This window comes from Streptomyces sp. NPDC059957 (genome assembly GCF_042730015.1).
GTDB lineage: Bacteria > Actinomycetota > Actinomycetes > Streptomycetales > Streptomycetaceae > Streptomyces.
The window spans coordinates 1-12,762 of record NZ_JBHWMB010000130.1 but is presented as its reverse complement, the minus strand read 5'-3'; the positions used below and the strand labels follow the sequence as shown (position 1 = coordinate 12,762).

General features: G+C 75.0%; 11 protein-coding genes. 5 read left to right on the top strand and 6 right to left on the bottom strand.

Features of this window, described 5'->3' with window-relative positions:
* Positions 1-643: 643 nt before the first annotated feature.
* Entirely contained in the window at positions 644-1,618 is a 975-nt protein-coding gene (locus ACFWBW_RS40370) for a pseudouridine-5'-phosphate glycosidase (RefSeq protein WP_385384458.1), read from the top strand.
* Complete coding sequence (locus ACFWBW_RS40365) at positions 1,615-2,547, top strand: carbohydrate kinase family protein (protein ID WP_385384455.1); 933 nt, start codon at positions 1,615-1,617, stop codon at positions 2,545-2,547. The genes ACFWBW_RS40370 and ACFWBW_RS40365 overlap by 4 nt, the downstream gene beginning before the upstream one ends.
* 35 nt (positions 2,548-2,582) lie before the next feature.
* On the opposite strand, the gene ACFWBW_RS40360 is transcribed toward ACFWBW_RS40365, so the two are convergent.
* Positions 2,583-2,918 (bottom strand): hypothetical protein, encoded by a 336-nt coding sequence (locus ACFWBW_RS40360; protein ID WP_385384452.1) that lies wholly within the window; start codon positions 2,916-2,918, stop codon positions 2,583-2,585.
* A 472-nt stretch (positions 2,919-3,390) separates the two neighbouring features.
* Positions 3,391-4,107, bottom strand: coding sequence for a uridine kinase (locus ACFWBW_RS40355; protein WP_385384449.1), 717 nt, complete (start codon positions 4,105-4,107; stop codon positions 3,391-3,393).
* A 92-nt stretch (positions 4,108-4,199) separates the two neighbouring features.
* On the opposite strand from ACFWBW_RS40355, the gene ACFWBW_RS40350 reads away from it, so the two are divergent.
* Positions 4,200-5,645 (top strand): WGR domain-containing protein, encoded by a 1,446-nt coding sequence (locus tag ACFWBW_RS40350; RefSeq protein WP_385384446.1) that lies wholly within the window; start codon positions 4,200-4,202, stop codon positions 5,643-5,645.
* A 33-nt stretch (positions 5,646-5,678) separates the two neighbouring features.
* On the opposite strand, the gene ACFWBW_RS40345 is transcribed toward ACFWBW_RS40350, so the two are convergent.
* The gene (locus ACFWBW_RS40345) at positions 5,679-5,990 is read right to left on the bottom strand and encodes a cupin domain-containing protein (RefSeq protein ID WP_385384443.1); all 312 of its coding nucleotides are present in this window, start codon (positions 5,988-5,990) and stop codon (positions 5,679-5,681) included.
* 218 nt (positions 5,991-6,208) lie between these two features.
* Between ACFWBW_RS40345 and ACFWBW_RS40340 the strand changes: the two genes are divergently transcribed.
* On the top strand, positions 6,209-6,883 hold the full coding sequence (locus ACFWBW_RS40340) for a DUF2293 domain-containing protein (protein ID WP_385384440.1): 675 nt from the start codon (positions 6,209-6,211) through the stop codon (positions 6,881-6,883).
* On the opposite strand, the gene ACFWBW_RS40335 is transcribed toward ACFWBW_RS40340, so the two are convergent.
* Positions 6,876-7,595 carry a chaplin gene (locus ACFWBW_RS40335; RefSeq protein ID WP_385384437.1) on the bottom strand — a complete coding sequence of 240 codons (720 nt, stop codon included), beginning with the start codon at positions 7,593-7,595 and terminating at the stop codon, positions 6,876-6,878. The two genes, ACFWBW_RS40340 and ACFWBW_RS40335, sit on opposite strands and share 8 nt — an antisense overlap.
* A 163-nt stretch (positions 7,596-7,758) precedes the next feature.
* Here ACFWBW_RS40335 and ACFWBW_RS40330 point away from each other — a divergent pair, with 163 nt between their 5' ends.
* Positions 7,759-8,304: a hypothetical protein gene (locus ACFWBW_RS40330; RefSeq protein WP_385384434.1), complete on the top strand. Its 546-nt coding sequence runs from the start codon at positions 7,759-7,761 to the stop codon at positions 8,302-8,304.
* Here the strand turns inward: ACFWBW_RS40330 and ACFWBW_RS40325 are convergent.
* Together ACFWBW_RS40325 and ACFWBW_RS40320 are read right to left on the bottom strand one after the other, a co-directional pair.
* Positions 8,285-9,493: an SWIM zinc finger family protein gene (locus ACFWBW_RS40325; RefSeq protein WP_385384431.1), complete on the bottom strand. Its 1,209-nt coding sequence runs from the start codon at positions 9,491-9,493 to the stop codon at positions 8,285-8,287. The genes ACFWBW_RS40330 and ACFWBW_RS40325 overlap by 20 nt on opposite strands.
* A complete protein-coding gene (locus ACFWBW_RS40320; RefSeq protein ID WP_385384461.1) occupies positions 9,490-12,372 on the bottom strand; it encodes a DEAD/DEAH box helicase in 2,883 nt (960 codons plus the stop codon). Before ACFWBW_RS40320 ends, ACFWBW_RS40325 begins: the two co-directional genes overlap by 4 nt.
* Between the last annotated feature and the right edge of the window lie 390 nt (positions 12,373-12,762).

Genomic DNA, 12,762 nt, shown 5'->3' with positions numbered 1-12,762 from the left:
CGGCGTTTGAGGAGCAGGGGTCCGGGGGCCGGCCCCCGGCAACGGCGCCGCACCCTGCAGACCGGCCCAGACCAAATCCAGCCCCTCCGGCGTTTGAGGAGCGGGGGTCCGGGGGCCGGCCCCCGGCAACGGCGCCGCCCCCGGCAGGGGGCACCTCCCAGCGGTAGCCGGGGGAGGGTCCGGGGCGGAGCCCCGGGTCTTTCGGGTCCGGGCCGCCCGGGGAACGGTGGAAGGGCGGGTAGGGGACCTCGCCCCCGCTCAGCGGCACACCCGCGGACGTCCGGGCCGGCGCGGCCGGCCCCACAGCCCCCGCGCGCCCGCCTCCCTGGCGGCTCGGGCGACGGAGCCGGGGCTCAGGTCGGTGCCGTGACCCAGTCGCCGAGGGCGGACAGGCCCAGAGTCGGGTGCCGCGGGCGCTGGCGAGGACCCGGTGCGGCCCCGGGCTGAGGGCAGCCCGCCCCTGGCGGGCCGTGCTCGCTCGCCCGTCGGCGTACAGGAGGTCGTAGTGGTCGGCGAGTTCCTCGTGGAAGGCACGCGGGTCCCGGGAGGCGTCGGCGCCCTGCGGGCACGCCACCGAGGCGGGTTCGCGCCGGTGCGGCGTCCGCGCGTTTGGGGCCCCGGATCTCGTGCCAGGGATGGGGACATGTCACAGCACACAGCATCCGCACCCACAGCATCGTCCCCGTTCGGGGCGGCGGCCGCCGCCCCGGTCCCGGTCCTGTCCGAGGAGGTGCGCGAGGCGCTGGACCGCCGGCAGCCCGTCGTGGCACTGGAGTCCACGATCCTCGCCCACGGCCTGCCCCGTCCCCGCAATCTGGCGGTGGGCCTGGAACTGGAGGAGCTGGTCCGGGCGGAGGGAGCCGTTCCGGCGACGATCGCCGTCGTCGACGGGGTGGCCCACGCCGGGCTGGACAAGGCCCGGCTGGAGCGGATCGCGGGCGGCGAGGGCGTGCGCAAGCTCGGCCACCGGGATCTGGCCCCGGCCCTCGCCACGAGGGCGACGGGCGCGACGACGGTCTCGGCCACGGCCTTCCTCGCCGCGCGGGCGGGGCTGGGGGTCTTCGCCACCGGCGGGCTGGGCGGCGTACACCGGGACTGGACGTTGTCGCAGGACGAGTCCGCGGACCTCGCACTGCTGGCGCGGACCCGGATCACGGTGGTGTGCGCGGGGGTGAAGTCGATCCTGGACGTGCCCGCGACGCTCCAGCGGCTGGAGACGCTGGGGGTGACGGTCCTCGGCTACGGGACGGATCGTTTCCCCGGGTTCTACCTGGCCGATTCCGGCGAGCCGGTGGACTGGACGGTCCACCGCCCGGAGGAAGTGGCGGCCGTGATGGCCGCTCAGGACCTCCTCGGCGGCGCGGAGTCGGCGCTGCTCGTGGCCAACCCCGTGGCACGGGAGCAGCAGCTCGATCCGGAGCTCCACGACCGGGTCCTGGCCGAGGCGCTGTCGGAGTGCCGGGAGCGGGGCATCACGGGGCAGGCGGTGACTCCGTTCCTGCTGGGGTTCCTGGTGCGCGCGACGGGCGGCGCCTCCCTGGAGGCCAACCTCGCGGCGGTACGGGGCAACGTGCGCCTCGGGGCCCGGATCGCGCGGGCCTGGGCGGCCCGGCCGTGACCGCGGCTCCGGCCGCTCCCGCAGGGCCGGGGGCGCTGCTCGTCGTCGGCGACGTGGTGACGGACGTCGTGGCGGTGCACGCGGAGCCACTGGCTCCGGGTACCGACACCCCGGCCCGGATCCGGACCCTGCCGGGCGGCGCCGGGGCCAACGCGGCCTGCTGGGCCGCCCACGCGGGCGCCCCGGAGGTACGCCTCCTCGCGCGGGTCGGCACCGACTCGGCCGGGTGGCACGAGCGGGCGCTGCTCGACGCGGGGGTGCGGCCGAGGCTCGTGGTCGACCCCGCCGAGCCGACCGGGACGGTGGTCGCGCTGGTCGGCGAGGACGCGGAGCGGACCTTCCTGACCGACAGCGGGGCCTCGCTGCGGCTCTCCCCCGCGGACTGGGAGCCCGGGCTGCTGGACGGGGTCGCCCATCTCCACCTGTCGGGCTACCTGTTCTTCGCCGACGCGAGCCGGGAGCTGGCCCTGGTCGCGCTACGAGAGGCCCGCGCCCGGAACGTACCGGTGAGCGTGGACCCGGCCTCGGCCGGCTTCCTCGCCGCGCTGGGTCCGGAGCGCTTCCTGGCCGCCGCGGCGGGTGTCGGCGTACTGCTGCCGAACGAGGACGAGGCGCTGCTGCTCGCGGGGGCGCACGGGCATCCGGCCGGGGCGGCCGCCGTCGCGCGGGCGGCGGCGGAGCTGAGCCGGCGGGTGCCGCTGGTGGTGGTCACCCGGGGCGGGGCGGGAGCGCTCATCGCCGAGGACGGCCGGGTGACGGCCGAGGTCGCGGCGGAGAGCGCCGAGGCGGTGGATTCCACGGGTGCCGGGGACGCCTTCACGGGCGCCTTCCTCGCGGCCCGGCTGGCCGGAGCGGGCTCGGCCTGGGCCGCGGGGGCCGGGTGCCGGGCGGCCGCGCTGGCGGTGACCCGGCTGGGTGGGCGGCCGTAGGCGACCCGGCTCGCCGGCGGCCCCGGGGACAGGAGTCAGGAGGTGTACTGCTGGTCGAGGGAGTCGATGACGCCGGCGCCGTCCACGTGGTAGCGGAAGACGCGGCCCTGGTTCGGGTGGGCGATCAGCCAGTCGATGAGCTGCTGGAGCGTGATCGGCTGGCTCACGGTGCTCGCGACGATCGGGGTGACGGCCGTGATCTTGGCGTCCTCGGCGATGTTGAGGAAGGTTTCCTTGCCGGTGGTCACGAAGGGGGCGGCGTCCGCGCCAGGGGCGGCGCAGCCCCAGTTGCCGTGCTTGATGATCAGGCTGTGCACCCCGCCTTCGGGCGTGTAGCGGTTCACGGCGATCTCGTCGGGCGAGATCGGCATCTTGTGGTCGCAGGTGGAACCGGGCGTCGGCGCCTTCTTCGTGCCCGCCGGGGTGACGGTCGGGGTGGCGGCCGAAGTGGCTGCCGGGTCGGCTTCTTCGACGGGGCCGAGGAGGACGACGGCGAGGCGGTGCCCGTGGCGGCCGCGCTGGTGGCGGGGCTCGCGGGGGTGCCCGGCGCGCCGGACTCCTCGTCACCGTTGCAAGCCGTCAGGGCCAGGGTCCCGCACAGGGCCAGTGCGGCGAGCGCCGCCTGCGTGCGCAACCGTCTCGCGCCCCGAACCGCCGTGCCGTGTCCGCGCATTGCCTTCTCCCTCTGCCAAGGCGCCACCGGGGGTGGCCGCCGTCGAAGCGTGCCGTCAACGTAGCGCCCGGTTCCGGCCGGAGCGATGGCCGGAACCGATCGTCACCGTGCCGGAATCCCCCTGTTGCGGTTCCCGGACCTCCGTGACGGGGCGGGAGTGCGCCGCCGAGTCAGCCAGCGCGTCCTGCGCGCAGGCCCGTCCAGGCGGGGTGGCGCGGATCGTCGGCCCGGACCAGGGCGTCGGCCCGGTCCGCGGGGCCGGTCTCGGCCTCGTAGCGCGCGAAGGCGGGGAGGGTCCAGCGGGCGGACTCCTCGGTGCGGCGGGCGAGCGCGCCCGGGGAGAGGCCGATGTGGACGCTGAGGTCGAAGGGGAACCAGTGACCCAGCAGCAGCGGGCCGTGCGCGATGAGCACTCCGCCGGGCGGGAGTTCGGTGTAGGGGCTGCGGGTCGCCCGGTCGGTGGCCGGGTCCCAGAGGTCGGGCAGCACCCGGCCGGTGCCGCCGGGGTCGGTCGGGCCGAAGACCTCCCGCCAGAGCGCCGCCGTGTCGTACCAGCCCTCGAGGTAGGAGTCCACGTCCTCGCGGCCGAACTCGAAGCGCAGGGAGGCCGGGCGCAGGAAGCCCTCGGCCGCCACGACCAGGACCGAACGCCCGCGCAGCCGCAGCGCGTCGGCGAGCTCCGCCGCGAGGACCGCGGTGTGGGCGGCGGGCGCCCCGTCGATGCCCACGCGCCGCCATCCGGCGGCCGGGCCGCCCCCACCCTCGTCGCTACCGCTGCTGCCTCCCTCGTTCTCGTTCTCGTTCTCTTTCTCGTTGCCGTCGTCGTTGTCGAGGTGACCGGCGAGCCGCTCGGCCATCCGCTGCCATGTGATCGCTTCCAGCTGCACCAGCCCATTGTCAGTGGTGGCCCCTAACGTTTTTCAGGAGGGATCACCGGCGCACAGGGGGCCGGTGGCCCGGCCTTGGGGAGGGGTCTGTCATGGCTCGGGAGACGACGTATCTGGAGCTGTCCCAGGAGGACGGCGGTGCCCACAAGTTCTACGAGGTCACCGTCGACGGCACCGCCGTCTCGGTGCGGTACGGACGCATCGGCGCGGACGGCCAGTTGCAGAACTCCTCCTTCCCGACCGCCGAGAAGGCACGGGCGGCCGCCGCCAAGAAGGTCGGGGAGAAGGTCCGCAAGGGCTACGCCCCGGCGGTGCGCGGAGCCCGCGCGGCCCGGTCGGTGACGCGCCGCCAGGTGACCTCGACCCCGTCCACCGCACGCGCGGTGGCCCCGGTGCTGTGGCGGTTCCGTACGGGGTCCTCCGCCTTCGGCATCCACGTGGACGAGGACCGCTGCTGGGTCGGCAACCAGGCCGGCGACGTCTACACGGTGAGCCACGACGGTGAGGTACTGGCCCGGTACTCGCTGCCGGACGGGGTGAAGTGCCTGGTGGCGGACGAGTTCTGGATCTACGCGGGCTGTGACGACGGCACGGTGTACGACCTGTCCTCGAAGGTGCCGTTCGGGGCGTACGACATCGCGGCCGACGTGGACATCTTCTGGCTCGACATCCGCGAGGGCGTGCTGAACGTGTCCGACCGCAGCGGCGGGCTGACGGTCATCGACCACGAGGACGAGTTCCAGTGGTCGCGGCGCTCGGCCGGTGAGAACGCATGGATGGTGCGTGCGGACGAGCGGGCGGTCTACCACGGCCACAGCAAGGGGGTCACGGCCTACGCCCCGGACGGCGGCGGGCAGTTGTGGCACACGCAGACCAACGGGTCGGTGCTGTTCGGCTGGCAGGAGGACCACGCGGTGTACGCGGGGACCGGCCGCAACACGGTGGAGCGGCTGTCGAAGGCGACGGGCGCGCTGGAGGCCTCGTACCGGTGCGACGCGGCGGTCTACTCGTGCGCGACTTCGCCGGACGGCCGGCACGTCTTCGCCGGCGACCTGGCGTCGTCCGTGTACTGCTTCGACGCCGACGGGCGGCGGCTGTGGAAGCTGGGCACCGGCAGCGGGGCCGCACTGTCCATGCAGTACCTGGACGAGCGGCTGTACTTGGTGACCACGGACGGTTCGCTGGTGTGCGTGGACGCGAGCGAGGCCGCGATCGCGGCCGCCCGGGAGGGGTCGGTGCCGACGGCCGTGGACGTGAAGTCGGCGGCCGCCCTGCCCGTCTTCACCCCGGCCGCCACCCCCGCCGCGGTGGCGACGGTGTCCGTGTCCTCGGTGCCCGCGGGCGGTGTGGTCGTGGAATGCGTGCAGCAGGGCCAGCGGATGCGCGTACAGGTGGTGTCGGGCGGGTTCGAGCCCTCCTGGAACGTGCAGTTCCCGCGCGGGATACGGGAGCCCGGCGCCCGGTACGTGGTGGACGGCCTGCACCCGGCGGCCGGAGGCTTCTACCGCGTGCGCGGGGAGATCCGCCGACTCGTCTGAGCGGTGGCCCGGTTCACGGGCGGCGGCCGGAGTTCACAGCGTCCGTGTGGGGCACGCGCACGGCGTGGCCCCCGGCGGAGCCTCCGCGGGGAGCGCGAAGGGGTCGCCCTCGGGGAGGGCGGCGGTCACGCAGAGCACGACCGTCCCGGTGCCGAGGTTGCGGCCCAGGTGGACGTGGCGGCGGCCGGCGGGCTCGACGAAGCCGGCGCCGGTGTGATGCACCTCGACCGTGCCGTCGCGCAGGATCCGGGTCAGGGTGCCGGACTTGACCACCACCATCAACGGGACCCGGTGATAGTGCCAGCCGGTGCAGCCGCCGGGCTCGATACCGACCTCTCTCACCACGAGGTCGGAGGCCACCTCCGCTTTCGGACGCCGCCCCGCAACTCTCGGGCGCCCGACCGTTGCCTGCCGTCCAGCCATGTTTCCCTCCTCCATGGACCGGCCGCGGCCCACTCGACTCACGGTAGGAGGACACCATGAGGTCGGGGAAGAGTCTGTGAAACCGCAACTATCCATTCCTACAAGGTGATATACGGCCGGAACGGCGGTATCAGTTCGGCATGAGTCTGGTCGTTTTCGAGTCGACGAAGCAGATCCACTGCGCGGAGTGCAGGCAGGGACCGCTGCGCCACCTCGTCCGCGAGGCCGGCGTGCCCCGTTGTCTGGACTGCGCCGACCTCGGACACCTCGTCTACCTGCCGCGCGGTGACACCGCCCTCACCCGGCGGGCCCACGAGGCCAGTTCGCTGTCCGCCGTCGTGGTCCGCTTCCACCGGCGCCGCCGTCGCTACGAGCGCCTGGGGCTCCTCGTAGAGGACGCGGCCCTGGCCCGCGCCGAGCGGGCCTGCCTCGCGGACGCCGAGGCGCGGGCCCGCCGCCGGGAGCGCGACCGGCTGCGCCGCGCGGCCGAGGACACCCGGTTCACGGCGGCCTTCGCCGCCGAGATCCTGCGCCTGTTCCCCGGGTGCCCCGCCGACCGGGCCCAGGCCATCGCCGCGCACGCCTCGGTGCGCGGCAGCGGCCGGGTGGGCCGCAGCGCGGCCGGCCGGGCCCTGGATCCGCCGGCCGTGTACGCGGCGGTACGGGCGGCCGTGCGGCACCTCGACACCGAGTACGACGCCCTGCTGATGGCGGGCGTGCCCCGGTTCGCGGCCCGGGCCCGGCTGGCGTCCCGGATCGACGCGGTCCTGGACGGCTGGCGGGCGCCATCCGGGGCGCCCGCGCAGGCTAGTTGAGCCGGAAGCGGCGGTAGAGCAGCACTCCGCCGAGCAGCATGGCGCCGCCGCCGGACAACAGGTAGCCGACGTCCTCGGCCCCGGTGTGGGCGAGCGCCGAGGGGTGGTTGCGCGGCGGGGCCGGCGGCGCCGGCGGGGTGACCGGCCGCACGGTGACGGGCGGCTGGACGGGCTTGCCGACGACCGGGGCCGGGCCGTTGACGGAGGTGTTGCCCACGGAGGAGTTGCCGACGCCGACGACGCTCACCGAGTTGCCGCTGATGTTGACCGGCACCTGGACGGGGAGCTGGAGCCCGTTGCCGGACAGCAGCCCCGGAGAATCCTTTCCGCGCCCATCGGCCACCGCACCCCGGCCGGGCCCGCCGTGCCCGCCGTCTCCGTCGTGGCCGCTCTGCCCGCCCTTCCCCGCACCGTTTCCGGCGCCGGGTTTCGAGGGGTGCGAGGGGCCGGACGGCCGCGGCCCGGGATGCCCGGGCCCGCCCGGCTTCCCGCCGCCCTGGTCCGCGTTGACGCACCGGTTCCCGGCTGCCGAGTTGAGTACGCCGACCACGCTCACGGTGTTGCCGCACACGTTCACCGGGGCGTGCACCGGCAGTTGCAGCAGATTCCCCGACAGCACCCCCGGTGAACGCACGGCCTGCCCGCCCGCCTCGGCGTCGGCGTAGGCGAAGCCACCCGCACCCGCGACCGCGAGCCCACCCCCCGCAACCACCGCCGCGATCAAGCCATTCCGACGACTGTGACGCATCAGTTTTCCTGCCTTCCGGAAGGGTCCACGGGTCTTGCACCCGTACCGGAAACAACGCCGTAACCCCATTCGGGTTATAGCGCCGGTAGGCATTTCACTCCATCGTGTACTGGGTAATCCCTACTTCATGACTCCCCCGCTGCTCCTCCTCGACGTGGACGGCCCCCTCAACCCGTTCCGGTCCCGCCTCGCAGGCCTCCGCGGATACACCAGCCACCGCATGCGTCCGAGCATCTGGCTGTCCTACCGCGCACCGGAATCCCGCAGCACCAGGCGCGGCCTGCGGGTGCGCCTGCACCCGGCCCACGGGGCCCGGCTGCTGGCCCTGCCCTACGAAATCGCCTGGGCCACCGCCTGGACGCACGAGGCCAACACGCTGATCTCCCCGCACATCGGACTACCCGTTGATCTTCCTGTCATCGAATGGCCGGAACCCTTCGCCCGCGACCCCGACGGCCTCTTCTGGAAGACCCGCCCGCTCGTGGAATGGGCGGCCGGCCGGCCCTTCGCCTGGGTCGACGACTTGATCACGCCCCGGGACCGCGCCTGGGTCGCCACCCATCACCCGGCCCCGGCCCTGCTCCTGCGCATCCACCCACGCCACGGCCTGCGCCCGCAGGACTTCACCACTCTCGACCAGTGGGCGGCCGGGCTCAGCCCAGCAGGGCCGTGATCGGGTCCGGGGAAGGGGGTCGGCCCGTGGGCCACCAGTCGTCGTCGCCCTGGCGGTTCTCGTAGGAGTACCAGAGGGCGTCCCGGCCGAGCCGGAGCTGGCGGGAGGGACCCGTCAGCCGGTTCCGGTCGGGGCGGAACGAGCCCTGGGCAGCGGCGAGGAGCGCCGGGCGGGCCCGGTCGAAGGGGCCCGCCGGCGGGTCCCAGGGCTCTTCCAGGGCGAGCAGGGCGGGCAGACCGCCCTGCCTCCAGGCGGCCGCCCCCCGGGCCAGGTCGGTGGTGCTGCGTCCCGTGGCGCGGGCCAGCTCGCGGTAGAGGGCGCGGGCGGCGCCGGTGAGCCCGGCCGTGGGGTGGGCCGAGGCCAGCCGGACGGCGTCCTGCCATCGGCTCAGCCCGGCCATCGGATCCTCTGCGGTGCGCAGCAGCGCCAGGGCGCGGGCGGCCGCGTCCGCGGCGAGCTGGTCCAGGGCGAGCGGGTCCGGGGCCGCCGGGTCGGCCGGATACGCGGGCGGCATCCCGACGGCGGAGGGCGCCGACAGCGGAGCGGGCAGCGGCGGCAGGACGGTACGGGTGAACGCGGCTCGGGCCGGTACGCCGGGGAAGTCCGGTGTCCCGTCGGGCTGTTCGCGCGCGGCGTGGGCGGCGTTGCGGCGGGTGAGCTCATCCAGCAGCTCGCGCTCACCGCGGCCGCGCAGCAGGAGCAGGACGAAGGGGTCGGAGTCCAGGAGCCGGGCGGCGCGGTAGCAGAGGGCCGCGGCGTGCTTGCAGGGCGGGCGGGTGACGTCGGGGCAGGAGCAGCGCGGCACGAGCTCTCCCGCACCGGGCAGGACCGACTCGGCGAGGGACTCCGGGACCTCCCGCTCCAGCAGCGCGGCGAGCGCCGTCGGATCGGCGACCACCGATTCCAGCAGCTCGCTCCACTCGCTGTCCGAGAAGGCGGGCAGGGACAGCTCGGTGCGGTACGGCCGCGGCCGGCTGCCCCGTACGTAGGCCACGATCCGGCCCGGCGTGATGGTGACGGCGTCGACGTGTCCCTCGGCGGCGTACGTCCGCCCCCGGGTCAGGCGGGCTCCGTCGCGGGCCACCGACTCCAGGGCGGACACCCAGGCCCGGCCCCACCAGCTGACGGCCTCCACGCCCGGAGGCACGGTCTCGAAGGTGCGGCGGCGGTCGTCGCGCGCGGTGATCATCCGGGCCTGCGCAAGGAGACGAGGTCGGCCAGCTCGCGGTCGGTGAGCTCGGTCAGCGCCGTCTCGCCGGAGCCGAGCACGGCATCGGCCAGTGCCCGCTTCGCCTCCAGCATTTCGGCGATCCGGTCCTCGACGGTGCCTTCGGCGATGATGCGGTGGACCTGGACGGGCTGGGTCTGGCCGATGCGGTAGGCGCGGTCCGTGGCCTGTTCCTCGACGGCCGGGTTCCACCAGCGGTCGTAGTGGATGACGTGGCCGGCGCGAGTCAGGTTCAGGCCGGTGCCCGCCGCCTTGAGGGAGAGCAGGAACACGGGCACCTCGCCCGCCTGGAACCGGTCCACGAGCTCCTCGCGGCGCGGAACCGGCGTGCCCCCGTGCAGCAGTTGGGACGCGACGCCGCGCGCGAGGAGATGGCGTTCGATGATGCGGGCCATCGTCACGTACTGGGTGAAGACCAGCACGGAGCCGCCCTCGGCCAGGATCGTGTCGAGCAGCTCGTCGAGGAGGGCCAGCTTCCCGGACCGGTGCGCGATCCGCGGCTCTCCTTCCTTCAGATACTGAGCGGGGTGGTTGCAGATCTGCTTGAGCGAGGCGAGCAGTTTCATGATCATGCCGCGCCGCTCGATGCCCTCGCTCGCGCCGATCACGGCCATGGCCTCGTCCACCGCCGCCTGGTAGAGGGAGGCCTGCTCGCGGGTGAGGGACACGGGGTGGTCGGTCTCCGTCTTCGGCGGCAGTTCGGGCGCGATACCGGGATCGGACTTCTTGCGCCGCAGCAGGAACGGCCGGACGAGCGCGGCCAGTCGGGCCACCGCAGCCTCGTTGCCCCCGTCCTCCTCCGTCTGGTGCTCCACGGGCCGGGCGTGCCGGGCCCGGAACGCGGTGAGCGGGCCGAGCAGTCCGGGCGTGGTCCAGTCGAGGAGCGCCCACAGCTCGGAGAGGTTGTTCTCCACCGGGGTGCCGGTCAGCGCCACCCGCGCGGGCGCCGGGATCGTGCGCAGCGCCTTCGCGGTCGCCGAGTGCGGGTTCTTGACGTGCTGGGCCTCGTCCGCGACGACCATGCCCCAGGGCTGTTCGGCCAGCCGGGCCGCGCCCGCGCGCATGGTTCCGTAGGTGGTGAGGACGAATCCCCCGGCGCCCGGGCCGGCCAGCCCTTCGAGGCTGCGCCCGGCGCCGTGGAAGCGGCGCACCGGCGTGCCGGGGGCGAACCTCTCGATCTCCCGCTGCCAGTTGCCCAGCAGCGAGGCCGGGCAGACCACCAGCGTCGGCTCGGGACGGTCGCGGTGCAGGTGGAGCGCGATCAGCGTGACGGTCTTGCCCAGGCCCATGTCGTCGGCGAGGCAGCCGCCGAGTCCGAGCGAGGTCATCAGGTCCAGCCAGGCCAGACCGCGGGCCTGGTAGTCGCGCAGGGTGGCCTTGAGCCCGGCCGGCTGGGGCAGCGGTGCCGGCTCCCCGGTCAGCCGGTCCCGCAGGGCGGCCAGCGCCCCCACGGGCACCGCGGCCACCGGCTCCCCCTCGATCTCGACCTCGGCCGTCCCCGTCAGTGCTGCGGCCAGCGCGTCCACCGGGTCCAGCAGGCCCAGCTCCCGCTTGCGCGCCTTGCGCACCAGCTCCGGATCGACCCGCACCCACTGGTCGCGCAGCCGCACCACGGGCCGGTGGGCCTGCGCGAGCGCGTCCATCTCCCCCGGGGTGAGCCGGTCCCCGCCGAGCGCCAGCTCCCAGGAGAAGGCGAAGAGGTGCTCGGCGTCGAAGAAGGCGGTGCCGTCGGTGGCGGAACCGGGCGCGGTGGACCGTACGACCGCGGTCGCGGACAGCGTACGAGCCAGCTCGCGCGGCCAGTGCACCAGGACTCCGGCCTCCGCCAGCCGGGTCGCGGCCCGGCCCAGCAGGTCTTCGAGCTCGGGGTCCGAGAGGGCCAGGACATCGGGGACCGGCTGGTCCAGCAGCCGCAGCAGCGGCGGCCAGACCCGGGCCGCCCGGCGCAGCGCGAGGACGGCGTCGATCCGGGCGCGGGGTCCGAAACCGGCCGCCGCGGCGCCCGCCCAGAGCATCGCCGCGTCCGTGACCAGGGTCGGGTCGGCGAGGCTGTGCACCTGGACGACGGCGGCCCCGGCGCGGCGCACGTCCTCCTCCGGATCCGTCCCGCTCTCCGCCTCGTCGAAGAGGCGGAAGGAGGACAGGTCCAGGCGCAACGAGATCCCGACTCCGGTGTCCGCGCCCGAGGCGACCTGCGCGGCCCAGTCCCGTATCCCCGGGACCTGCTGCGGCTCACGGGCCGCGAACGGCCGGCCCGCGGCGAAGGGCGCGGCCGGGGTCCGGGGCAGGCTGTCGGCGACGGCATCGAGGAACGCCCTGACCAGAGCCTCCGGTTCGGGCAGGTGGAGCGGGCGGCGGCCGGCGAGCGGAGTGGCGTACCCCTCGGGGGGCAGGGCGGCGGCGACCGCGCGCAGATGCGCGATGTCCTCGGCGTCCAGGGGCCCGGCCCGCCAGGCGTCGACGCCTTCGGGGGTCAGCCCGGGCAGCAGCCGGCCGCGCGCGACGAGGGACAGCGCCTGGACGGCGGCGGTCCCCCAGGCGCGGGTCGCGGGATGCGTGGCGGGTCTGCGGACCGCGCGGACGAGTACGGGCAGCGCGGCGGTGACCGTCAGCGTGACGGCGGGCACCGTGCGGGTACGGATGCCCTCGCCATGGGGGCGGACCACCTGGAGCGTGTCCGGGGTGCCTTCGGCGGGCAGGGCGGCCCCGTCGGGGGCCCAGAACGCGATGCGGCTCTCGCGGGGCACGGCCGCGGGAAGGAACACGGCGGCGTGCCGCGGCAGGGCGGAAGCCGACCCGGGCGCGGGTGGCCGCGGCGGTGCGTGCGGCGTCGTGGGCATGGCCATCGTGTCCCCCCTTCTCGCCGGTCTCCGCGGCCGTCGCGGTCTGCGTCGTCACTCTTGTGGTCAGACTGAGCCCGTCTGCCGTCGAGTCTAGGCGGGGGCACTGACAATGCCGCTGAGCTGCGTGTTTCCCGAAGGTCCGGAGGCCGGTGAGCCGGGAACCCGGCGGTACGGCGCAGCCCTGCGGCCGGCGCCCTGCGGCCTCGCACCCGGCGCGGTCCGGGTACGGAGCCTCCGCGGCCGTATGCCCGGCGGGGGAGGCGGGCCCTGCGGGGCTGTCCCCTACCCGCCCTTCCACCGTTCCCCGGGCGCTGCCCGGACCCCGGTCCTCAAACGCCGGACGGGCTGAAAGGATCGCCTCAAACGCCGGCGGGGCTGGATGAATCC

Coding starts and splice junctions, on each gene's coding strand:
- ACFWBW_RS40370 (WP_385384458.1), top strand. CDS start 644: ATGTCACAGCACACAGCATCCGCACCCACAGCATCGTCCCCGTTCGGG.
- ACFWBW_RS40360 (WP_385384452.1), bottom strand. CDS start 2,918: ATGCCGATCTCGCCCGACGAGATCGCCGTGAACCGCTACACGCCCGAA.
- ACFWBW_RS40350 (WP_385384446.1), top strand. CDS start 4,200: ATGGCTCGGGAGACGACGTATCTGGAGCTGTCCCAGGAGGACGGCGGT.
- ACFWBW_RS40340 (WP_385384440.1), top strand. CDS start 6,209: ATGAGTCTGGTCGTTTTCGAGTCGACGAAGCAGATCCACTGCGCGGAG.
- ACFWBW_RS40330 (WP_385384434.1), top strand. CDS start 7,759: ATGACTCCCCCGCTGCTCCTCCTCGACGTGGACGGCCCCCTCAACCCG.
- ACFWBW_RS40325 (WP_385384431.1), bottom strand. CDS start 9,493: ATGATCACCGCGCGCGACGACCGCCGCCGCACCTTCGAGACCGTGCCT.
- ACFWBW_RS40320 (WP_385384461.1), bottom strand. CDS start 12,372: ATGCCCACGACGCCGCACGCACCGCCGCGGCCACCCGCGCCCGGGTCG.